Source organism: Ferrovibrio sp. (assembly GCF_025869515.1).
Taxonomy (GTDB): Bacteria; Pseudomonadota; Alphaproteobacteria; order Ferrovibrionales; family Ferrovibrionaceae; genus Ferrovibrio.
The window spans coordinates 25,442-49,713 of record NZ_JAOZVR010000074.1 but is presented as its reverse complement, the minus strand read 5'-3'; the positions used below and the strand labels follow the sequence as shown (position 1 = coordinate 49,713).

Annotated in this window: 15 protein-coding genes; 1 reads left to right on the top strand and 14 read right to left on the bottom strand. The window is 64.6% G+C overall.

The window, feature by feature from the left end; all coding sequences use genetic code 11:
- Nucleotides 1-3: 3 nt before the first annotated feature.
- From OJJ21_RS11510 to OJJ21_RS11445, 14 genes are all read right to left on the bottom strand, one after another.
- Nucleotides 4-1,107, bottom strand: a complete 1,104-nt coding sequence (locus OJJ21_RS11510; RefSeq protein ID WP_297686312.1) for an ABC transporter ATP-binding protein — start codon at nucleotides 1,105-1,107, stop codon at nucleotides 4-6.
- Nucleotides 1,104-1,904 carry an ABC transporter permease gene (locus tag OJJ21_RS11505; protein ID WP_297686310.1) on the bottom strand — a complete coding sequence of 267 codons (801 nt, stop codon included), beginning with the start codon at nucleotides 1,902-1,904 and terminating at the stop codon, nucleotides 1,104-1,106. Before OJJ21_RS11505 ends, OJJ21_RS11510 begins: the two co-directional genes overlap by 4 nt.
- 2 nt (nucleotides 1,905-1,906) lie before the next feature.
- Nucleotides 1,907-2,761, bottom strand: a complete 855-nt coding sequence (locus tag OJJ21_RS11500) for an ABC transporter permease (protein WP_297686308.1) — start codon at nucleotides 2,759-2,761, stop codon at nucleotides 1,907-1,909.
- Between the two features lie 15 nt (nucleotides 2,762-2,776).
- The gene (locus tag OJJ21_RS11495) at nucleotides 2,777-3,853 is read right to left on the bottom strand and encodes an ABC transporter substrate-binding protein (protein WP_297686306.1); all 1,077 of its coding nucleotides are present in this window, start codon (nucleotides 3,851-3,853) and stop codon (nucleotides 2,777-2,779) included.
- Nucleotides 3,854-3,894: 41 nt separating this feature from the next.
- Nucleotides 3,895-4,875, bottom strand: coding sequence for a dipeptidase (locus OJJ21_RS11490; protein ID WP_297686304.1), 981 nt, complete (start codon nucleotides 4,873-4,875; stop codon nucleotides 3,895-3,897).
- An 11-nt stretch (nucleotides 4,876-4,886) separates the two neighbouring features.
- The gene (locus OJJ21_RS11485) at nucleotides 4,887-5,636 is read right to left on the bottom strand and encodes a hypothetical protein (protein ID WP_297686302.1); all 750 of its coding nucleotides are present in this window, start codon (nucleotides 5,634-5,636) and stop codon (nucleotides 4,887-4,889) included.
- Nucleotides 5,636-7,354: a hypothetical protein gene (locus OJJ21_RS11480; RefSeq protein ID WP_297686300.1), complete on the bottom strand. Its 1,719-nt coding sequence runs from the start codon at nucleotides 7,352-7,354 to the stop codon at nucleotides 5,636-5,638. The genes OJJ21_RS11485 and OJJ21_RS11480 overlap by 1 nt, the downstream gene beginning before the upstream one ends.
- Entirely contained in the window at nucleotides 7,351-8,127 is a 777-nt protein-coding gene (locus OJJ21_RS11475; protein WP_297686297.1) for an IclR family transcriptional regulator, read from the bottom strand. Before OJJ21_RS11475 ends, OJJ21_RS11480 begins: the two co-directional genes overlap by 4 nt.
- Nucleotides 8,128-8,283: 156 nt before the next feature.
- On the bottom strand, nucleotides 8,284-9,108 hold the full coding sequence (locus OJJ21_RS11470; protein ID WP_297686295.1) for an isocitrate lyase/phosphoenolpyruvate mutase family protein: 825 nt from the start codon (nucleotides 9,106-9,108) through the stop codon (nucleotides 8,284-8,286).
- A gap of 92 nt (nucleotides 9,109-9,200) precedes the next feature.
- Entirely contained in the window at nucleotides 9,201-10,121 is a 921-nt protein-coding gene (locus OJJ21_RS11465; protein WP_297686292.1) for a 3-hydroxyacyl-CoA dehydrogenase NAD-binding domain-containing protein, read from the bottom strand.
- A 1-nt stretch (nucleotide 10,122) separates the two neighbouring features.
- Complete coding sequence (locus OJJ21_RS11460) at nucleotides 10,123-11,187, bottom strand: TauD/TfdA family dioxygenase (protein WP_297686291.1); 1,065 nt, start codon at nucleotides 11,185-11,187, stop codon at nucleotides 10,123-10,125.
- A gap of 53 nt (nucleotides 11,188-11,240) precedes the next feature.
- Nucleotides 11,241-12,572 (bottom strand): HlyD family type I secretion periplasmic adaptor subunit, encoded by a 1,332-nt coding sequence (locus OJJ21_RS11455; RefSeq protein ID WP_297686289.1) that lies wholly within the window; start codon nucleotides 12,570-12,572, stop codon nucleotides 11,241-11,243.
- Complete coding sequence (locus OJJ21_RS11450) at nucleotides 12,569-14,764, bottom strand: ATP-binding cassette domain-containing protein (protein ID WP_297686287.1); 2,196 nt, start codon at nucleotides 14,762-14,764, stop codon at nucleotides 12,569-12,571. Before OJJ21_RS11450 ends, OJJ21_RS11455 begins: the two co-directional genes overlap by 4 nt.
- A complete protein-coding gene (locus tag OJJ21_RS11445; RefSeq protein ID WP_297686285.1) occupies nucleotides 14,761-16,458 on the bottom strand; it encodes an ABC transporter transmembrane domain-containing protein in 1,698 nt (565 codons plus the stop codon). The genes OJJ21_RS11450 and OJJ21_RS11445 overlap by 4 nt, the downstream gene beginning before the upstream one ends.
- Nucleotides 16,459-16,640: 182 nt before the next feature.
- Here OJJ21_RS11445 and OJJ21_RS11440 point away from each other — a divergent pair, with 182 nt between their 5' ends.
- Nucleotides 16,641-24,272 (top strand): hypothetical protein, encoded by a 7,632-nt coding sequence (locus tag OJJ21_RS11440; protein WP_297686283.1) that lies wholly within the window; start codon nucleotides 16,641-16,643, stop codon nucleotides 24,270-24,272.

Here is a 24,272-nt window from a genome sequence, read left to right as displayed (position 1 = left end):
CGTTCAAGCCGGTATGCAATGCATGTCGGCGTGGCGCCAGCTTAGGCTGAGTGCGGTACCTTCACGGATATCGGTTGCTAGCATAAAAGGGATGCGGGCGCGCAGGCTGAGGTCGCCGCTGCTGCCGATCAGCAGCACGCTGTCGCCGTAATTGACCAGTGCCGTCACGGTAAACGGCACCACGCAATGGCCAGCCCTGTCGCCGCTGCCGCGCCACAGGCCGATCGCCTCGGGTCGCACCAGCACATCGTAACGGCCACTGGCCGATACCGGCGCCTGCGGCAGGCTCAGCGTGCCAAGCCCCGCGACTTCCAGCATGCCGGTCCGGCCGCTGGCCTCGAAGAAATTGCTGTCGCCGACAAAGCCACCGACAAAGCGGGTCGCCGGGCGCAGGTAAACATCCAGCGGCGCGGCAAACTGCTCTACCACACCCTGGCTGAACACGGCGATGCGATCCGACATGGTCATCGCTTCGGTCTGGTCATGGGTGACGTAGATCGTGGTGATGCCAAGCTCGCGATGGATGCGCTTGATCTCGACCTGCATATGCTCGCGCAGATTCTTGTCCAGCGCGCCCAGTGGTTCGTCCAGCAGCAGCACATCGGGCTCGAACACCAGCGCACGCGCCAACGCCACGCGTTGCTGCTGGCCGCCGGAGAGTTCGCGCGGCTGTCGGCCGGCGAAATCAGCCAGTCCGACCATCGCCAGCGCTTCGCGGCTGCGCCGGGTAATTTCGGCTGCCGGACGTTTGCGCATGCGCAGGGGAAAGCCGACATTCTCGGCCGCCGTCATATGCGGAAACAGCGCATAATTCTGGAACACCATGCCGATATTGCGTTTGTGCGGCGGTACCGGGGCGATCTCTCGCCCGCCCAGAACGATGCGGCCCGCGGTCGGCTGCTCGAAACCGGCCACCATCATCAGCGTCGTGGTCTTGCCCGAACCGCTCGGTCCCAGGAATGACACGAATTCACCCTTGGCGATAGCGAGCGAAATGCCGCGCACGGCCTGTTGATAGCCGTCGTAGGATTTGACCAGATCGCGGATCTCGAGATAGCTGCCCGTCACGCCCTGCCGTCCTTCCATACGCCCCGCAAATGCATTCATGCCGTCGCGGTCCCGCTCTGCACCTGCCGCCGCGTATTACTTATGGCACGCCACAGCAATGGACTGAGCACGGCCAGCAGCACGGCGGCGAACAGCAGCGTCGAGACCACCGAGACGATCGGATCGGCCTCGATGCGGATACTGTCGAACATCTTGCGCGGCAGGGTGGATGCCGCCTGGCCGGAAATGAAGATTGCCACGACCGCCTCGTCGAAGGAATGGATGAATGCGAAGAGGCCTCCGACCAGGAAGCCCGGCCGCAGCACCGGGAAGGTGACTTCCCAGAAGGTACGCAGCGGGCTGGCGCCCAGATTCATCGCGGCGCGCTCCAGGTTGCGGTCGAAGCCTTTCAGGGCGGCGGCGATGATCAGGTAGCAGACCGGCACCGACAGGCAGGTATGGGCCAGCACCACGCCGAGCGGCGAATGAATGATCTTCAGATGGCCGAAATAGGAGTAGTAGCCGAGCGCCATGACGATATGCGGCACGATCATCGGCATCATCAGCAAAAGGTTCATCGCCGATCGGCCGAGAAAGCGCTGCCGCACCATGGCGAACGAGGCCGGGATCACCAGCGCCATGGTCAGCAGCATGGTGGCCAGCGCAATCAGCACCGAATTGATCACCGGCTGGGTCCAGCGGATATCGGCGAAGAACGCGCGGTAGTAGCCGAGCCAGTAATCCGGCGGTGGGAAGGCGAAGGATTTCGCCGTGCTGAACGACATCGGCACCACGATCAGCAGCGGTCCAAGGATGAACAGCGCAGAGAGCAGGGCCAGGGCAATGACGATGCGCATGCTCAGCCCCACAGCTTGTCGAGACCGACAAAGCGGTTGTAGATGGCAAACACCGTCATGGTGACGCAGAGCAGGATCACGGCGGTGGCCGAGGCCTCGCCGAATTCGAGGAATTCCTCGATCTGGGTGCCGATCAGCCCGGCAATCATCTGTTCGCGCGGACTGCCGAGCAGCACCGGCGTGACATAGAAGCCCAGGCACATGATGAAAACCAGCGTGCAGCCGTTGACGATGCCGGGCGCGCTGAGCGGCAGAAAGACCCGGCGGAAGGCTTCGAACGGCGTGGCGCCAAGGCTGATGGCGGCCCGCACCAGGGTGTAGTCGATCTTCTTCATCACCGAATAGAGCGCCAGCACCATGAAGGGCACCAGCAGGTGCACCATCGCCAACGTGGAGCTGAACCGGGTGAACAGCAGTTCCGGCGGCGGAGTCCAGCCCATGGTAGCCAGAATGGCGCGCAGCGGGCCGTTATTGCCAAGGATCACCATCCAGGCAAAAGTGCGGACCAGGAAGCTGGTCCAGAAGCTCATCGCCACGATCAGCAGCATCGCGGTGGCAAAGCCGCCACCCAGTCGCACGATGGCATAGCTGAGCGGATAGGACAGCAGCAGGGAAAACGCGGTAACGATGGCGGTTGTGCGGAAGGTACCGAACAGCACCCGCCAGTAGAAGTCGTCGGTGAAGAACGCCAGGTAATGATGCAGCGTGAAGGTCGGATCCATCACGCTGAAATATAGCACCTGCCCGAGCGGCACGAGAAAAAACACCGCCAGGAAAACGAGCACGGGCAACAGCAGCAGCCATGTGGTCCTGCGACCGGCCCGCTGCTGCATCATAATGCCCGTGCCCTGCGTCATACCAATGCTCCGGTCTTAGCGGCCGATCCAGCGCTCGAACTGCTTGCTGGCCTCCTGCAGCTGATCGGAAGCTTTGCTGGTGTCCTGGATCACCACTTTCTTGATATTCTCGGGCGAGGTCGGCATCAGCCTGGCGTCGTCGGTGCTGACATGCTCGAAGGCCTTCGGATTGAGCGGGCCGTAGATATTCTCCAGTGCGAATTTCGAAATGCGCTCGGGCCGGATCGCCGACTGGACGAATTTCCACGCCAGGTCGGCGCGCGGCGAGCCTTTCGACACCACCCAGTAGGCGCGATCGAGCAACGCCTGGTTCCAGACCAGTTCGACCGGCTGCTTTTCCCGCATCAGGCGTACCGGATAGGTCTGCCAGATGCCGATCATATCCACTTCGCCGTCGCGCAGCAGCTGGCCCGACTGCGGGCCCTGCGTCCACCACACGCGCAGGTGCGGCTTGATCCGTTCCAGCGCCTTGAAGGCGCGGTCGAGATCCATCGGATACAGCTTGTCCGGCGCCACGCCATCGGCGAGCAGCGCGATCGCCAGCACACGGCCGGCATGACGCTGCAGACAGCGCGTGCCGGGGAATTTCTGCGGGTTGAAGAAATCGGCCCAGCTCTGCGGCCCGCCATTGGGGAATTTGTCCTTGCGATAGGAAATCAGCGTGGCAAAGGCATGCGAGCCGACGCCATTCTGGAACACCGCGCCGGGCCAGAGTTTGGACTGGTCGAGCGGCGCTTTGGACGCATCCTCGATAATACCGGCTTCATTGGCGCGCACGATATCTGAATCGCCCAGCGTGGTGACGTCGAATTCATAGACACCGGTTTTCACCTGCGCAGCCAGCTTGGCAAACGAAACCGGCGAGACTGTCTTGATCTCGACGCCGGTCTCTTTCATGAAGGGTTCGAACAGATGCTTCTGCGCCGCTTCCTCCCAGGGACCGCCCCAGGTGTTCACATAAAGGACGTCGCGCGCATGGGCGCGACTGATGAAGGGGCCGGGAAACGTGAGCGCGACCGTGGCGCCGGCCAGCTGCAGTGCCGAACGGCGGCTGATGGACTTGCCTTCAGTCTTGATATTCTTATTGGTCATAACCCCCTCCTCCAGTATCCCCGGTTGATATCAGCGCGTATTCAGGCGAGTGAGGCCTCGTAGACGCGACGCCAGTTGCCATGCGTGATCTTGGCGACTTCCTCGGCATTGAAGCCCTTGCGCTGCAGACCACCGGTGATCTCACCGATATTCTGCACATCTCTGAACCAATCGGCCGGCGGCGCCTTGCCCGGGCGCGCGGCCGAACCCGCACCGTAATCGATGCCACGGGTCCAGCGGCCGGCGCGCATCCAGTCCAGGTCCTTCTGGGTGGTATTATGGCTGCGATCGGTGCCGATACCGACATGATCAATGCCAGCGATCTCCACCGTGCGCGCCACCATGTCGCACCAATTGTCGACCGAAGCGCAATAATGATCGCCGGCGATATTGCGATACGTGGCGCAGCCGATCACGCCACCATTGTCCTTCAGCGCCTTCAGCACATCGTCGGTCTTGTTGCGCTTGTGCGGATAGAGCGAGTCGGCATTGGCATGGCTGACCGCCACCGGCTTCTGCGAGAATTTCACCGCATCCAGCGTGGTGCGATTGCCGACATGCGACAGGTCGACCAGGATGCCGGTGCGGTTCATCTCTCGGATCACTTCTTTGCCATAGCGGGCCAAGCCGGAATCATGCTCCTCGTAGCAACTGCCGCCGAGGTCGTTCTGGTTGTTGTAGGTGAGCTGCACCACGCGCACACCGAGATCGGCAAACAACTCGACGAAAGCAATGCGGCCTTCGAACAGCATGGCATTTTGGAAACCGAGCAACAGCGCCAGCTTGCCCTCCGCTACCGCGCGGTCGATATCGACGGCCGTGCGTGCGATGCTGACGATATCGGCATTGGCGCGTGCCATCTCGCGCCAGCGCGCAATGGCATCCATCGATTCGATGGCGTTTTCCCAGAAACCAAGCGTGACGGTGACGCAACGGACCGTGCCCCTGAGCAGCGATTCGAAAACCGCACGATCGAAATGGCCGCACTGTAATCCATCAAAGATCATCGCATCGTTACGCATCGTCGGAACCCTCAGGCGGCAGGCTGGGACAACAGGGATAAGTCGGTTTCATCGTCATCGGGACGACCGATGATGCGGCCATTCTCATCGACGATGATTGGGCCGGCGTGGCGGCGCGACACCACGGAATCGGGCGTCAGCGACCGGTTCGACAGATGATAGAGGTCCGACCAGAGCTGGCGCGGCGTGTGGAAACCCTCGCGCAGCATGCGCGACAGGAATGGATCTAGGTCATTGCTCGACATAGCAATAGCGCTGGTTTCAGTGCTGCGGTCGGCACCACGGATCAGTGCACCGTCATCGGTGATGGTGATCCCCAGGCTGACCTGATGGCGCAGCGCCAGCGGCGTCAGCGCCGCCAGCATCGCCGGCATGCGCACATCATGCACCGCCAGCGAGGCCGTGCCGCACCCCGCCGCCTGACTAGCGACCGGCCGGCGGCACTGCTCGACCACCAGTTCGACCAGCGACGGCATGATTGCCCAGGCATGTTCGCCCTTGGCATCAAGCTCGGCCTTGCCATCGGCCTCAAAGAAAAAGACCCGGGCCGGCTGCATCGCATTGATATTGTCGAAATCATCGCGCAGATGCGCCAGCGCCCCCAGGCCATGGCCTTCGCAGGCCAGGATCGCTTCGCGCACCGCCGTGACGCTGCCGCGCGGCAGATCCGTGAGCAGCAGGATGCGCTCGACAATCAGGCGCGTCTCGCGTACCGACAGCAGAATTTCATCGTCGGCGATTACGGCACTGGACAGGTTCATCACACGGGCTCCGCGGGATAGAACCAGTCACCATGCGCACCGGTTCGCAGATCTTCTGGCAGCGGCGCGCCGTGATAGAGTACACCGCGGAGGTTGCGATTGAGGAAATCGCGGGTCTTGTCGATGCCATGCAGACCGACATTGAGCAGCCGCACCATCTGGATCGGAATGAAATCTTCACCCATGATATTCATATGCGGTGAGTGATAGCGCAGGCCGCGCAGGGTCTGCACGCGGGCGACGATGCCGCGATGCTCTGGGTGGCCGAGCAGGAAATGTGCCATCGTGCGATCGGCTGGCTGGCTGGCAAGCGCAATATCAAGCTGCTGGATCAGGCGTGGCAGATCGAGACCGAGATTAAAGGCCTGCTCGACCTCCTCGCGCGGACCGCGGCGGGGTTCCTCGGCGGTGGCCGACTTGTACCAGATATAGCGGCGCGATGCCTCGGTGCTGAGATCCATGGCAAAACACCAAGCATAGTCGTCATGCAGAATCTGGCGCAGTTCGCCGACCCGCATGGCAGGCGCTACCGTGGTTTCTTCGCTGACAATCAATGTCTCGCACAGCGAATCGGCCAGCTCGGGCACCAACTCGATCAGCAGCGAATGCAAGGTTTCCTGCGTCTCGGGCAGCACCCGGGTTTCCAGATGATCGCACAGCGCCGCCAGCGGCACAGGGGATGGCAAGCCACCAATATGACCGGTGGCGATATAATCGTTCAGCGCGTTACGTACGATGGCAAGCTCCGCAGCGATCGTGTCGCTGGGCACCAGCGCATCGTAAACCGTGCGGTCTTCCAGCCGAAACCGGATGACGCGATCCAGCAAAGTCTGCAAGCGTTTGATCTCCGGGCTGCCGGGCAGCGCCGCCAGCCCCTTGGCATGGGCCAGTGCTGTTTCGCGCGCATGCAGGAAACGGTCGAGCAGCTTGGGGTGATTGTTGGCGAACAGGATCAGGCCGAGCGCCGAGCCGTTGCCAACACCGAGAAATCGCCGGATCGCCGGATCGAGCTCGACAGCCTGCGCCCCACCACGATGGCGTGCCAGGCCTGTCACCAGATCGGTGGCGAATTCGCGCATCATATAGGCACTGAGCATCTGGGCTGCCAGCGGGTTGCGCAGCGGATGATTGCTTTCCAGTGCGCGGAACGAGCGGGTACCGAAGGTGCCATTGCCGTCCAGTCCGGTATTGCGCATCAGGTAGCAGACCTGCGACAAGCGGCTGAGTTCCGGCTGCTGCCCGGCGCTGAGACTGTCGACCACATGATCGAAGGCGCGCGACGAGCGGTTGGAGCGTGCCCAGACCAGCGTGCGTTCGGTGGCGCGGCCGGCATAAAGTTTGGGCAGTTCGCGCTGGGTATGCTCGATTTCGAGCGCCGACATCGGGCCTTCGACCAGCGCTCCCATCATGTCCCAGTTGCGGCCGATGATGCGGCCGGTGCGACCGGCCGGATTGAATTCAAACGAGAAGACCGGGAAATCGAACACGCCACCCGGCGCCGTGATGCGGTACAGCGCCGTGCCCTTGGCACGCTCGTCGATATCGAAGCTGAGGCAGCGCACATCCCAGCGTTCGCGCGTCATCCGCGCCATCATGGCGCGCGATACGCTCAGCCGGCTCGGCTGGATCGCCGCGAGGCGCTCGGGTCGCATCACCTGCTCTGGCGGGCGCAGCGCCATCGGCTGCACCATCGGCGGAGCCGGACGAGGCGCGCTCATTGGTCCTTGCCCTGGATCATGCGGGTGACCTGTTCGGCTGCGCGGATCAGTGCATCGCGGCTTTTGCTGGCCACAAACCGATTACTCGGCCCGACCAGCGACAGCGCGGCATAACAGCGGCCGGCGCTGTCGAAAACCGGTGCGGCCGAAGCCGAGATGCCGGTGACGCGGCTGCCGGAAACCGCGAAGGAGTCGCGCCGCACCTGGGCCATCATGACATTGTCAGGCAAAGCCACATTGCGCTGGCGCCAGGCCGCCAGCCGCTCGGCATCGGCAAAGGCGACCAGCACGCGGCCGGTCGCAGAATTATCGAGGGAGAGGCTGGAACCAAGCTTCGAGTCGGCGCGCAACAACTCATCGGATTCGACGCGCTGCACGATGCGGGCCTCATCGCCATCCAGCACCGCCAGCGAAGCGGTCTCGCCCACTTCACCGACCAGGCGCTGCATCACCGGCACGATACGGGTACCGAGGCTGGATTGCTCCAGCGCGGCATGTGCCACCTGCACGGCGCGCAAGCTGAGGCGGAAGCTGCCGTCTTCGAGCTGCTCGACCCAGCCGGCCGCCATCAGCGTGACCAGACGCTGATACACCGTGCCGCGTTCGCCGCCGACCTGCCGGGTCAGGTCGGCCAGGCGCACCGGTTTCGGCACCGTCGCCAGGGCATCGAGTAGCGACAGGCTTTTCAGCACGGAGCTGAGGGGGCGGACCCCGCCTTTTTTCCCGGCCTTGGCCGGCTCGATCGCGATATCAGTCTCGGTGGCAGGATTCATTGTATTCTATTTGAAGACATTGTATTATTATAAAATACTCACGCAACTGACCCGCTGCCGTCAAGCGGATTCTGTCGGGTCGCTGCGACTATGGGATCAGACGGCGGCGAGGATGCGCAGTCGAAACGCCTTCAGGCTGTCACCGACATTGCCGCCCTAACGCTTCGTATGTGCGCTGAACAGCCGGTTGAGCTCAGAGCTCGGGGCGGCCTGCTTGAAATGGTCGAATGTGCCTTCGGCGCCGATTTCCTTGGCGGCGCGGATGAATTCGCCCCAGGCCGTGCGCGCCAGCGACCCACCGACGCTGATGCGGCGGATGCCGAGCTTAGCCAGTTCGGCCACCGGCTGGCCGAGCGTGAGCATATTGACCGGCTTGCCGCCGGCGGCCTGCACCACAGCCCTGATCTGCGCCTCGTCGCGAATGCCTGGCGCATAGAGCACATCGGCACCAGCGGCAGCAAAAGCCTTCAGACGGCGTACCGTTTCATCCAGATCCGGCCGGCCGGCGATGAATCCTTCACTGCGCGCGGTCAGCAGCACGCCGCTGCCGCTCTTGTCGATGGCGGCCCGGGCGGCAACGATGCGCTGCACGGCGAGATCGAAGTCATAAAGCGGTGCTTCCTTATTGCCGGTGGAGTCTTCAATCGAAAGCCCGGCGATGCCGGTCTCGATCGCCCGGGTTACATTGGCGGCAACGCCAGCGGGGTCTTCGGCAAAGCCGTTTTCGAAATCGGCATTGACCGGAATGTCGGTCACCGCGGTCAGCGTCTTTAGATGCGCCAGAACCTCACCACATTCCACCTTATTATCCGGCTTTGCCATGGTCCAGGCCATGCCGGCACTGGTGGAGGCCAGCGCCTTGAAACCGAGGCTTTGCAGCAGCACGGCAGAGCCGGCATCCCAGGGATTGGGAATGACGAAGCAGCCGCTGTCGTGCAGGCGGCGAAAGGTGGCGCATTTATCCGATGTCGAGACGGGCATGGGGTTTCCTCTGGCTTTGTTGGCACCAGAGTAAAGCTTCAACATGACGGAACAAGACAGGATGCTTCGTCCAAGGCCGAAATATTGTCGGGCTACATCTTTCGCTTTTGCTTGGCCCGCAGTTTGAGCGCCTCGATCAGCGTCGCATCGCGTTCGGCACTCAATTCACTGATGCTGCGGCCGGCCGCTTCGTTTTCAACACCCTGCACCAGCATATCCTTTACCTCAGGGGTAAGGCTGGGACTTCCCAGCGCGGCCCAGCGCTTTTCCTGGCTGGGGCCGAGATGATCGAGGTAATGGCGAATGCCACCCTCGCCCCCACCCAGATGATAGGTCATATGCGCGCCCTGGATCGACCAGCGCAGACCGGGCCCCTCCACCAGTGCCCTGTCGACATCGGCCACATCGGCAATACCTTCGGCCACGATATGCACGGCCTCGCGCCACAGCGCCGAGGCGAGCCGGTTGGCGACATGGCCGGGCGCCTCGCGTTTCATGCGGATCGTCACCTTGCCCATCGCCTCGTAAAACACGGCCGCTGCCTGCACGCGCGCCGCGTCAGTGCCGAAGAGCTCGACCAGCGGCACCAGATGCGGCGGATTGAACGGATGCGACACGATCAGCCGCGACGGTTCTTTCATCCCTTCGGTCAGTGCCGACCAGGCAAAGGAGGATGTGCTGCTGGCAATCGTCGCCTGCGGCTTTGCCGCCGCCACGATCTCGGCGAACAGCCGGTGTTTAAGTTCCAGTTTCTCGGGCGCGTTTTCCTGGATCAGATCAGCATCCGCCACCGCCGCCTTCAGACGGGCGACGATCTTCAGCTTGCCACGGCCACGGTAGCCGAGTTTGGCCAGTTGCCTGCGCGCCGCATTGACGCGTTCGCGGAACAGCGCGCGTGCCGTGGCATCGGGATCCCAGGCCACCACATCGATGCCGCCGGCGGTGAACAAAGCTGCCCAGCTGGCACCGATCAGGCCACCGCCGACAATGGCGACTGTTTTGATGTCCGGCATGTCACCCCGCCTCGAAAGGCACGGTCAGTTGCGTGCCAGGAACAATGATACCGCCACGATCGCCGGGCGTGACGCTGCCATAGCGCTGGGCAAACACCGGCGACAACGGACGCGCCTGCTTCGGCGCGAGCCACAACCGCAACAGATGCCGGCGTTTCGCCGGTTCGGTCCAGTCCTCGAAAGCCGTTCGGTCATGCAGCAGGGTGTGGTTATGCACCAACTGCATATCGCCCGGTTCCAGCACCATGTGAAAATTCAGCGCCGGATCGTTGGCCAGCGCGTCGAACAGATCATAAGCCTCGACCTGCGCCGGCGTCAGCGGCGGTACATCGGCGAAGCGGCGGGCCGATTCGATATACTGGCGCTGATAGATCGCCGAAAGATGGCCTGCATGCCAGTTATAGGTCGGAATGGTGAAATACGGCTTCTCGCCTACCGGCACCTCGCCGCGCCGGTCGGTTTCGATCGGCGCGAATAGATGCGGCAGCAGGTCTGGCCGGCGTCTGCGCATCTCGTTGAAGATGGTGACGGAACTCACCAATGCCGAGTGACCGCCGGATTTCGCCGCCTGCAGACAGAGCAGTCCGACAATATCGCTGGAATCGGTATGGAAGGTCTGGCGCTCATGCGTCTGGTAGATGCGCACATTCGGATCGTCGCTGTTCAGCCCCATATCTTTCACATGACCGAGGATATGGCCTCTGGCGTTCTGCGAGCGTGCACTGCCCAGATGGCTGCCGAGGCCAAGGAAGGCAATGGCGGCTTCGCGCATAGTCCAGCGCTGCACCGGCAGGCCGCGCAGCAGGGCAAAGCCGCGGCCACTGAGCACCGCATCCCTGACACGCCCCAGCCGCACAGCCAGACCGGGCAACGGAAAATCGGCCGGTGTCAGCCGGGCAACCGCCGCATCGGGACCAGCAGCGATGCGGTGCATCGCCGACTCCACTTCCGCAATCTCGGTTTCGGTGAAATGCTCCAGCCAGCTTTGGTCTTGCAGCATGGCAGGGCCATACCAGGCCGAGGCATCGCGGATTTCAGGCGGCAGGTCTGCGGGCGAAGCGGTCATCCGGCGATAATGCCAAACCGGCAGCGCCGATCAATGCCTGGCCCAGAAGTCGATCAGCGCTCCTGGAAAGCGGTGTCGAGCGCCCGGTAGACTGGATTGAGCAGGAAGCGCAGCACGGTACGCTCGTCGGTCTTGATATCAGCCAGTACCGTCATACCAGGCTGCAGCAGGTTCCGCGACGCATCGTTGCCGACATAGTTCTGATCAAGCCGCACCAGCGCCTTGTAGAAGGGCGCGATCTGCGGGCCGTGAAAGGTGGAGGCTGACACATGCACCAGCCGGCCCGGCACGCTGCCGAACTGCGCGAAATCGTAGGTCGAGACTTTCACCGCCACTGGCTGCCCTGCCCGCAACTGGCCGATATCCGAGGGGCTGACACGCGCTTCCACCATCAGTTCGCGGCCGACCGGCACGATTTCGGCGATATTGCCGCCCGGCGGCACCACCGCCCCGGCAGCATAGGCGCGCAGGTCCTTGATGATGCCACGCACTGGCGAGGAAATGGTGGTGCGCGCCACACGGTCTTCCAGTTTGACGCGGACCTCTTCGATCTGGCGCAGGTCGCTGGTGACTGCGCCGAGTTCCCGCATGGCATCGGCCGAGAGCCGCGAGTCGAGTTCGATCAGCCGTTGCTCGGCCTCGGCCACCGCCTCGCGCGCCCGGCCGATATTGGTCGTCACGGTGGTGAGTTCGCCCTGCACGCGGTTCATCTCGCGTTGCACGTCGAGGAAGGTCAGGCGGGAATTCAGCCCCTTCTCCGACAACGTTTTGCGCATATCCAGCGCCTCCGCTGTGATCGCGCTCTGGCGCTGCAGGGTCTTCTGCTGGCCGATCAGGGCTTCGAGATCGGCGCGGCGGCCGGCAGCCTGCCGTTCGAGCACATTGCGCTGGCTGAGCCTGGCGCGTTCCTGGCTGCGCAGGATCGCTGCCTGATCGGACGAAAGCCCCTGCTCCCGGCTGTCATCGAGATCGGCAACGCGGCCATCGGCGAAAGCGCGCAGGCGCTCGGCCTGCAGGCGCAGACTGCGTTCACGGGTGCGTAGCTGGTCGAGTTCTGCCGTCACGCCGGTATGATCGAGGCGCACCAGGGTCTGGCCCGCTTCGACGAGGTCGCCTTCCTGTACCAGCACCTCGGCGACGCTGCCACCTTCCAGATGCTGCACCGGCTGCAGATGGCCGTTCGGCACGATCTCGCCTGGCGCACGCGCCACCTGCGCCACTTTGGTCACTGCCGCCCAACCGATGGCGAAGATCACGATAGAAATCATCAGCCAGACCGAAACCTGCATCAGTCGCGGCGCCCGGCCTTCCTCCAGCTGGATCGCCAGCGTGAGATGGCGAATGCGGGCCGGATCGGCCTGCAGGGTGGGTAAAGTCTCACTCATCTCCCAACTCCCTGGGATGGCACGGCGGCGCCCTTGCCGGCGCTGCGGATATCGATGATGCGGCCGTTTTCCATCAGCAGGACGCGGTCGCAGAAAGTCAGATGGCTGGGCCGGTGCGTCACGATGACGATGGTCTGCTTGCCCTTGCGCCGCTGTAGCGACTCAATCAGCGCGGCATCGCCCGGCTCGTCCAGCCACTGGCCCGGTTCATCGAGCAGCAGCACGGCCGAAGGCCGCAGATAGACGCGCGCCAGCGAAATGCGCTGCAGAAGTCCGATGGAGAGCAGATGCGCGCCGCTATGATCGCCAAGGCCGGTATGCAGGCCATCCGGCAGGGCCAGGATTTCATTCAGCGCGCCGGCTTCGGCCAGTGCCGCCTTCAGGTCGTCGTCGCTGGCGGTCGGTGCCGCCAGCCGCAGGTTCTGTGCAATCGTGCCATGGAACAGGTGCCGGTTCTGCGGCGCATAGGTCACGGCATTGCGCAATTCATGCGGCGTCATCTGCCGGATATCGAGGCCATCGAGCAGCACGGCGCCGGCCTGGGCCTGATACAACCCGGCCATCACCTTGAGGATGGTGGACTTGCCCGATCCGGAATGTCCGGTGATGCCGATCATCTCACCCGGCTTGAGTTGCAGGTCAATGCCGAGCAATGCAGGCTCTGCATCGGGCCGATAACGAAGAGAGACACGATTGAGCGTGATGGCGCCGCGAAACACACGCTGCACCACTGCCGGGCCGGGTCGGTCGCTGAGTTCGGTGCGCAGCTGCAGCAGCCGATCGATCTGCGCCATGCCGAGGCGAATCTGGCCAAGCCGGGTCAGCGCCATCAGGCCAAGCTGCAGCGGCGCCAGTACACGCCAAGATAAGGCCATGGTCGCCACCAACGCGCCGACCGACATGCTGCCATCGGTGATGCGCAGTGCGCCCCAGGCCAGAACGATCATGCCGGTCAGCATCATCAGGGTCTGCGACAGCGCGTTGAGCATGCCGGAGATCATCTGCAGCTTGCGACTGTCGACCGCCGCCGCCGCCGAGGCGGCACGGTAGCGTTCCAGCCAGATGGCGGCGCTGCCCGATTGCTTGATCGCCTGCAGATTAGACACGATCTCGACAGTCAGGCCATGACGCGCGGCCTGACTGGCAGCCATGCCCTGCAGCGCATTGGTCTGCACATATTGCGAGGCATAGCCGATCAGCAGGATCACCAGGCCGAGCAACAGCGAGACCAGCACCAGCGGCCCGCCTAGCCAGGCAATCATCAGGAAAAATACGAACAGGAATGGCAGATCGAACGCCACGCCGGCCAGCGGCCCGGAGAAGAATTCGCGCACCGTCTCGAATTCCTTTAGCCGCGCCAGCTGCATGCCGATCGGTGCCGCCTCAGTATAACCGACCGGCAGGCGCAGCAGGTGCTTGAGCACCGCGATGGCGACCAGCCGTTCGACCCGGGCGCCCATATAGGCCAGCATGCGGCTGCGCAGCATGCGCAAGGCGAAGTCGAAGGCGAAGGTCAGGCCGATACCGACCAGCAGATAGGTCACAAGTTCGCGCGACTGGCCACCGATCACCTTGTCATAGACCATCAGGGCAAACAGCGGAAACCCGAGTGCCAGCACATTGTTGAACAGGGTGATCATGCCCAACTGCATGGCCACGCCGGAAAAGCGCCGCGCGATGACGCCCAGAAAGGTCTTGCGCGGCCCGATCTCGTCCTGCGTTTCGGCCGGTTCGATGAAATAGGCTGTGCCGGCAATGGCGGCGGTTTTCAGACGGATTTCCTCACGCCGCATACCGTCGAAAACCCGCATCATGCCGTCGGCGGCCTCAAGCATCACCCGCGGCCGGCCGCTGCGATCGACATGCAGGCAGGGCAGCAGGCGTGGATCGATCTCATCCAGCCGCCGCTCATGCGGCTTGGTCACAAAAGAGAGTTCGATCAACACATTGCGCAGACCATCGAGGTCGAGATCAGCGGCGAAATGCGGCAGCGCCTCGACAATATGGCGCGGATCGCCCTGCCAGCCGAGCGCGGTGAGCAGCGGCATCAGACAGGCGGCAAAAGGCGACACCGCCTGGAAGGCGCCCATTCGGCCCTGGCGCATTGCTTCGGCCAGTGGTTCGGCACGCACCACCTGCAAACTATTTGCCTCGTCCACAGAGGGCGGCGGCTGATTGACCGGTGTGCTCATGCCGGCTGTCCGTTCACTACATCTGGCGGCACCGGACTCAATGCCGGCCGCTCGACCAGCTTGCCGTCTCGCAATTCGAACAGACGATCGGCCAGCCGCAGCACCGAAGGTTGGTAGCTGACCAGCACAATAGTCGCCCTGCCTTTCAGCTCCGCCAGCATGCCGAGCAGTCGTTCGTTTGAATTGCGGTCAAAGCCGTTGTTGCTTTCATCGAACAGAATGATGCGCGGCTGTTCGACCAGGGCACGGATGATGGCAATGCGCTGGCGCACGCCGCCGGGCAGAGTTTCGGTCTGGCCGCCGCTGACCGTGGTCTCGTAGCCGTTCGCCAGCGTGGCGATATAGCCATCGAGTCCCAACCGTTCGGCCAGCTGCAGCGCGGTATCGACGACTGTGCCGCGGCGGAACATGGTCAGATTATCGATCATGCTGCCCTGGAACACCGTGGCCTGGCGCGGCAGCAGGCCGATCTCGTCCGGACCCGGTCGCGGGTCGGTCGCTTTCAGCGCCGTGCCGTCATAGAGAACCTGCCCGCCGGTCGGCCGTTGCAGGCCGGCGATCACTGCCAGAACGGCCGAGCGATCGCTGCTGTCGGCACCGACGATGGCAACGGTCTCGCCGGCGGCGATGGCGATGCTGGCATGGTCAAGCAGAGGCTGTCCGACTCCGTCATCGACGCTGACATCACGGAAGTCGATACGGCCGTCGGTGACGATACGTGGATAGCGCTGCAGCGCCCCGGGTTCCTGCGGCAGGGCATGTAGCTGCCCGAGCTGACGTTCCGCCAGGCGGATCGCCTGGAAATTGCTCCAGATTCCCATGGCGCGCAGCAGCGGCTGCATGACCCGGCCGGCCAGCAGCGAACAGCAGGCCAGCTGACCGACCGTCATCTGGCCGTCGAGCACCAGAAGCGAGCCATAGACCAGTACGGCGACGATGGCGAGGTTGGAAAAGAAACTGCCCAGGGCCTGGGACAGGGCCGAAAGATAGGTAACGCGGAAAGCCGCCGCAGAGGCGCTATCCATCAGGCGCTCGTAGCGGCGCATCATCAGCCGCTCCATGGTCATCGCCTTCACTGTGGTGATGCCGGACAAGACCTCGATCATGAAACTGGTGCGGCGTTTGTCGGAGTCGGTCCGTGCATCGACAGCATCGTGCAGCACACGGCCGATCATGGCGGCGGCAATGGCGAAAATCGCGAAAACTACGAGCGTCAGCCAGGCCAAAGGACCGCCGACAAACCAGATGATGGCCGTGAACAGCAAAGCAAAGGGCAGGTCGATCACGATGATCGCACCCTGGTTGGCGTAGAATTCACGTAACCGATCGATGGCGCCCAGCCGTTCAAGATGCGCGCCGGTCGTCTCGGTCGTGGCGGCCCTGACCTCGGCAGCGAGCAGGCGAGCAATGCCGGCGACACCGGCCTGGTGTTCAAAGCGGGCACCGGCCCAGCTGGCCAGCGCGCTGCGCACGGCCCGCATGGCGCCTTCGCCCAGCAGTATGGTTAACAATAAAATACTGAGCAGAAGCAGTGTATCGCTGGCAGCATTGGGCAACACGCGGTCATAGACCTGAAGCGTGTAGATCGGCAGGGCAATGGCCAACAGATTGAGCAGAATCGAACAGGCAATCAGCGTCGGATTGAAAATCAGACTGCTGCCGGCATTTTTATGAATCAAAGACCTTTGGCTCATTCGCCATAAATCCGTCTACAGATTATTTCCAGGGGCAATGTTTATGTTTCCCAAAGAAGGCGAGCATTGACCGGAATCAACACTAATGTGCCGGGTGGCGATATACTGGGTATAACTAAAAGGAGAGTTAGCGTTTCACAAGATTAACTCTTGATTACTACTTGTCTGGCGAAAATAGGACCATGGCCACGAAATCCGATATCCTGAGCGACGAACTGACCGCATTGCCCAAGGGCGGTAAGACACCGCGGTCGGGCAGCGCGGAAGTCCCCCTCGCGCAACCCCAGAATGGTGCCGAAAACAGCGATGCCGGCACCGCGCTGGGCGCTGTGCATTATGGTACTGTGATCGGCGAAGAACGCATCTACCAACCGGTTGCGAGCCAGAGCACAGGAACTGCGGATTTCGGCGGCAACCTCCAGCCATCCGCCACACCGGCGATGGCTGCAATGGATAAGACTGCGGCGCCGACCGATACCGGCCTGGCCGACGGGCGTATTGCGATTACCGTGGCCGATGCCCGCGCCACGATCACTCCGCGCGCAACTGCGGCGCCGGGCACCGAAGCGGCCGATACAGCAGCAATCCCGGCACCGGCGGCAACTGCTGCCGCTCCGACGGCCGAGGGCGGCGCAGCGGCAGCCGCAACCAGCGCCGATTTCACACCCGATCAGCAGCCCTCCGGCGCATTGTCGACGGCGCGGGCGCAGCCCGCGACCACACCAGCCACGGCTTCGGCCACCGCCGCTGCACCGGCGCCTGAGCTGCAGTCCGTCACACAGGACCAGAGCGCTGCATCCTCCGAAATCGAGACGCCCGAAACGCTGGAGGAAGAAGCCCCGGCCGAACCGCCGGCTGGTCCTCTCGTTCATAGCGGCACCGCGGGCGACGACGTCTTTACGGCCACGACGACAGCCGAGACCTTCGATGGCAAGGCCGGCAGTGATACGGTCAGTTATGCCACGGCCGGCGCGAGCGTCACGGTCGATCTGTCGGCCGGAAAAGGCACGCAGGGCCTTGCCGAAGGCGACAGCTATATCAGCATCGAAAATCTCACCGGCTCGGCCTTCGCCGATACGCTGACCGGCGACGCCGGCGACAATCTCCTGCTTGGCGGCGGCGGCGCGGATGTGCTCGCCGGTGGTGCCGGCAGCGACACAACCAGCTATGCCGACGCGACCATCGGCGTGACCGTCGATCTGGCGGCGGGTACGGCCAGCGACGGCGACACGCTGACCGACATCGAGAATGTCACCGGATCGGATCACGCCGATACGCTGACCGGCGATGCCGGCGCCAACATCCTGGATGGCGGCGCGGGCGATGACACGCTGGCAGGCGCGGCAGGCGCGGATACCCTGATCGGCGGCAGCGGCACCGACACTGCCAGCTATGCTGCATCGACGACTGGCGTGACCGTCGATCTGGCGGCGGGTACGGCCAGCGACGGCGACACGCTGACCGACATCGAGAATGTCACCGGATCGGATCACGCCGATACGCTGACCGGCGATGCCGGCGCCAACATCCTGGATGGCGGCGCGGGCGATGACACGCTGGCAGGCGCGGCAGGCGCGGATACCCTGATCGGCGGCAGCGGCACCGATACCGCCAGCTATGCCAGCGCGGCGGCCGGCGTGACCGTCGATCTGGCAGCAGGCACCGCCAGCGATGGCGATACACTCAGCAGCATTGAGAATGTCATCGGATCTGATTTTTCCGATACCATAACCGGCGATGCCAGCGCCAATACATTGGACGCTGACGCCGGTGACGATACGCTCGCCGGTGGTGCCGGCGCGGATACCCTGATCGGCGGCGATGGCGCCGATACCGCCAGTTACGCGGCTTCGGCGGCGGCCGTGACGGTCAATCTCGCGACCGGCACCGGCACCGGCGGCGATGCCCAGGGCGACACGCTCGCCACCATCGAAAATGTCACCGGCTCGGATTACGCCGACACTCTCACCGGCGATGCCGGCAACAACCGCCTGGATGGCGGCGCCGGCAACGACCGGCTGGATGGCGGTACTGGTAACGACCTTCTGGTCGGCGGCACCGGCAGTGATACGCTGATCGGTGGCACCGGCACCGATACCGCGAGCTATGCCGGATCTTCCGCCGCTGTCACCGTCAGCCTGACCAGCGGCACCGGCACGGGCGGCGATGCCCAGGGCGACACGCTCGCCACCATCGAAAACATCATCGGCTCCGACTTTGCCGATACGCTGACCGGCAATACCGGCGACAATCTGCTGGAAGGCGGTGCCGGCAACGACCGGCTTGATGGCAGCAGCGGCAACGATACGCTGCTGGGTGGCAGCGGCGCGGATACCCTGATCGGCGGCACCGGCACCGATACCGCAAGTTATGCCGGCTCCTCCGCTGCCGTCGCCGTCAACCTGGCGACGGGCACCGCCACCGGCGGCGACGCCCAGGGCGACACGCTCGCCACCATCGAAAATGTCACTGGCTCCGACTTTGCCGATACGCTGACCGGAAGCACCGCGAACAACCGCCTCGAAGGCGGCGCCGGCGACGATCTGCTGATCGGTGGCGCCGGTTCGGACGCCCTGGTCGGCGGCGAGGGCAGCGATACCGCCAGCTACGCCGGCACGGCCACCGCAGTGACCGTGAGCCTTGCCACGGGCACTGCCAGCGGCGGCGATGCTGCCGGCGACACATTCAGCAGCATCGAGAATCTGGTTGGCGGCAGCGGCGCCGATACCCTGACCGGCGAAGCCGGCGAAAACCGCATCGATGGCGGCGCCGGCAACGACACGCTGACCGGCGGTTCCGGTGCGGATACCCTGATCGGCGGCACCGGCACGGATACCGCGAGCTATGCCACCGCCACGGCCACGGTGAACGTCAATCTGGCGGATGGCACGGCGAGCGGCAGCGATGCCGAAGGCGACACACTGTCCGAAATTGAAAATCTCACCGGCGGCAGTGGCGGCGACACACTGACCGGCGATGCAGCGGCCAACCGCCTGGATGGCGGCGCGGGCGATGACCTGCTGACCGGCGGTGCCGGTGCCGATGCGCTGATCGGCGGCACCGGCAGCGACACGGCGAATTATGCGGCCTCCACGACCGGCGTGACCGTCAGCCTGACGGCCGGCACCGGCACAGGCGGCGACGCCCAAGGCGATACGCTCGCCACCATCGAGAATGTCACCGGCTCCGACTTTGCCGACATGCTGACCGGCGATGCCAATGCCAACCGGCTGGAGGGTGGCGCCGGCGACGACACGCTGAGCGGTGCCGCGGGCGCCGATACCCTGATCGGTGGCGCCGGCAGCGATACAGCCAGTTACGCCACCGCCACAGTGGCCGTCAGCATCGATCTGGCGGCCGGGACTGCCAGCGGCGGCGATGCCGCCGGCGATATCCTGTCCGGGATCGAGGACCTCACCGGCGGCAGCGGCAACGACACCCTGACCGGCGACGCCAATGCCAATCGGCTGGATGGTGGCAGCGGCAACGACATGCTGAGCGGTGGCGCCGGTGCGGATACGCTGATCGGCGGCATCGGCACCGACACGGCCAGCTATGCCGGATCGGCAGCAGGCATCGCGGTCAACCTGGCGGCCGGCACGGCCAGCGGCGGCGATGCCGATGGCGACACGCTTGCCACCATCGAGAACCTCACCGGCTCGGATCACGCCGACACGTTGACCGGTGATGCGGCGGCCAACCGCCTGGAGGGTGGCGCCGGCGACGACCTGCTGACCGGTGGCGCCGGCGCGGATGCGCTGGTCGGCGGCGCTGGAGCCGACACGGCAAGTTACATGGCCTCAACGGCCGCGGTGACCGTCAGCCTGGCGAGCGGCACGGGCACGGGCGGCGATGCCGCCAGCGACACGCTGTCGGGCATTGAGAATCTCACCGGCTCGGCCTATGGCGACACGCTGACCGGCGATGCCAATGCCAACCGCCTCGAAGGTGCGGCCGGTGCCGATACGCTGACCGGCGGCGCCGGTGCCGATACGCTGATCGGCGGCGCCGATACCGATACCGCCAGCTATGCCGCCTCCACCGCCGCAGTGAACGTCAATCTCGCCACCGGCCTTGGCAGCGGCGGCGACGCAGAAGGCGACGCACTGTCCGAAATCGAGAATGTCACCGGCAGCTCCTATGCCGACATGCTGACCGGCGATGCGGCAGACAACCGTCTGGATGGCGGCACCGGCGATGACCAGCTGCTGGGTGGCGCGGGCGCCGATGCGCTGATCGGCGGCACCGGCACCGACACCGCCAGCTATGCCGGCTCTTCGGCCGGCGTAACCGTGAACCTGACCGCTGGCACCGGCAGCGGCGGCGATGCGCAGGGCGATACGCTCGCCACCATCGAGAATGTCATCGGTTCCGATCATGCCGATACGCTGACCGGCACCACGGCCGCGAATCGCCTGGAGGGCGGCAGCGGCGACGACACCCTGATCGGCAGCGGCGGCGCTGATGCCCTGATCGGCGGTGACGGCAGCGATACCGCCAGCTATGCCACCTCCAACACCGCGGTCACCGTCAATCTTGGCACCGGCGCGGCCAGCGGCGGCGATGCCGCCGGCGATACCTTCAGCAGCATCGAGAACCTGACCGGCGGCGGCGGCGCCGATACGCTGACCGGCAACGCCGATGCCAATGTCATCGATGGCGGTGTCGGCAACGACACCCTGGTCGGCGGCGGCGGTGCCGACACCCTGATCGGCGGTGCCGGCACCGATACCGCCAGCTATGCCGCCTCGACGGCGGCCGTAACCATCGATCTCGCCGCCGGCACCGGCACGGGCGGCGATGCCGAGGGTGACACGCTGTCGGGCATCGAGACGGTGATCGGTTCCGATCATGCCGATACGCTCACCGGCGACGCCAACGTAAATACACTGACCGGCGGCCTGGGCGACGACCTGCTGCAGGGCGGCGCCGGCGCCGACGTGCTGACCGGCGGCACGGGCAGCGATACCGCCAGCTACGCCGCCTCTTCGGCCGGCGTCACGGTCAGCCTTGCCAGCGGCACCGGCACCGGTGGTGATGCCCAGGGCGACACGCTCGCCACCATCGAGAATCTTGTCGGTTCGGCTTATGCCGACACTCTCACCGGCAGCACCGCTGGCAACCGCCTCGACGGCGGCGCGGGCGACGACATCCTGATCGGCGGCGCGGGCGCCGATGCACTGGTCGGCGGCGACGGCAGCGATACAGCCAGTTACACGACCTCGACGGCGGCGGTTACCGTGAACCTCGCCACCGGTACTGCCAGCGGCACAGATGCGGCCGGCGACACCTTCGACAGCATCGAGAACCTGACTGGCGGCAGTGGCGCCGACACGCTGACCGGAGATGCGAATGCCAACGTCATCACTGGTGGCAGCGGCAATGACATGCTGGTTGGCGCAGGCGGCGCCGACACCCTGATCGGCGGCGTCGGCACCGATACCGCCAGCTATGCGGCTTCCACTGAAGCAGTGACCGTGAACCTTGCCGCCGGCACCGGCAGCGGCGGCGATGCCGAAGGCGACACACTCGCCACCATCGAGAATATCACCGGCACGGATTACGCCGACACGCTGACCGGCGATGCCAATGCCAATACCCTGACCGGCGGCCTGGGCGACGACGTACTGCGCGGCGGCGCCGGCAGCGACGTGCTGTCGGGCGGTACCGGCACCGATACCATCAGCTATGCCGGTTCCTCGGCGGCCGTTTCGGTCAATCTGGCGACCAATGCCGTCTCGGGCGGCGATGCCCAGGGCGACACGATCTCGGGCTTCGAGAATGTGATCGGCTCGGATCTGGCCGATACCTTGACCGGCAGTACCGCCGCCAACGTGATCGACGGCGGGGCCGGCAACGACACACTGACCGGCGCGGCCGGCGCCGACACCCTGATCGGCGGCGCCGGCACCGACACGGCAAGCTATGTGGCGTCTACCGTGGCGGTGAATGTCGATCTCGCCACTGGTGCCGGCAGCGGCGGCGATGCCGAAGGCGATGTCCTGTCGGAGATCGAAAACCTCACCGGCAGCAACTACAATGACACGCTGACCGGCGATGCGGCCGCGAATCGCCTGGATGGCGGCACCGGCAACGACATGCTGGAAGGCGGCGCCGGCGCCGATGCACTGGTCGGCGGCACCGGCACGGATACTGCGAGCTACAAGACATCCTTGGCTGGTGTCACCGTCAGCCTGGCCGCCGGCACAGGCAGCGGCGGCGATGCGCAGGGCGATACGCTCGCCACCATCGAGAACCTGACCGGTTCGGCCTATGACGACACACTCACCGGCGACAACAGCGCCAACATTCTGGAAGGCGGCGCCGGCGCCGACACGCTGATCGGCGGCAATGGTTCGGATACCGCGAGCTATGCCGGCTCCGGTGCGGCCGTGACCGTCAATCTTGCCACTGGCGTCACCAGCGGCGGCGATGCCGCCGGCGACACGCTCACCACTATCGAGAACATCACTGGCTCGGTCTACGGCGACATCCTGACCGGTAATACCGCGGCCAATGTGCTGACCGGCGGCGAAGGCGACGACCTGCTGATTGGTGGCCTCGGCTCGGATACCCTGGCCGGCGGCCTTGGCATCGACACAGCCAGCTATGCCGGCTCGACTGCCGCGGTCACGGTGAACCTGGGCACTGGCGCCGGCAGTGGCACCGGCAGCGAGGCGGCTGGCGATACGCTGACCGGCATCGAGATTGTGATCGGTTCTGACTACAACGACAGCCTGACCGGCGACGTCAATGCCAATACGCTGCAGGGCGGAGCCGGCACTGACACGCTGCAGGGCGGCGCGGGTGCCGATACGCTGATCGGCGGCGCCGGTATCGATACGGCGAGCTATTCGTCCTCCACGACTGCCGTGACTGCGAATCTCGCCACCGGCGAAGGTTTCGGCGGCGATGCTCAAGGCGATGCGCTGTCAGAAATCGAGAATCTGACCGGCAGCAGCTACGCCGATACGCTGACCGGCGACACCGGTGCCAATCGCCTTGATGGCGGTACCGGTAATGACATCCTGGAAGGCGGCGCCGGCGCCGACGTGCTGGTTGGCGGCACCGGTACCGATACCGCCAGCTATGCAGGCGCTACAGCCGGCGTGACAGCCAACCTCACGACCAGCACCAGCAATACCGGCGACGCGGCGGGCGACACCTACACTACGATCGAGAACCTGACCGGCTCTGATTTCGCCGACACGCTGACCGGCAGCAGTGCCGCCAATACGCTCACCGGCGGCGGCGGCGATGACATCCTGACTGGCATGGCCGGCGGAGACGTGCTATCGGGCGGTGACGGTAGCGATACGGCCAGCTTCGCCGGTTCGAATGCCGCCGTGACGGTGAACCTTGCCGCCGCCACCGCCAGCGGTGGCCATGCCGTCGGCGATACACTCAGTTCCATCGAGAACCTGACCGGCAGCAGCTACAACGATACGCTGACCGGCAGCGATGGCGCCAACACCCTGAGCGGCGGCATCGGCAACGACAGCCTGAGCGGTGGGCTGGGCGATGACATCATGCTGGGTGGCGACGGCAGCGACACTGCCTATTTCGCTGCCGGCTGGGGCAATGACCAGTTCAGCGGCGGCATGGCCGGCGGTTGGACCGACACCATCTATATCAATGGCGCGACTGGCGGGCCGGGTTTCGGCGACTGGACGGTGACGCTGAGCGACGGCACGCTGATCACCAACAATGCAGCGACCGGCACCCTGGCGCTGGGCAGCGACGTATCAGGCACCATTGTGATGGCCGATGGCAGCGAACTGACCTTCGACGGCGTCGAACGCCTGCAGTGGTAA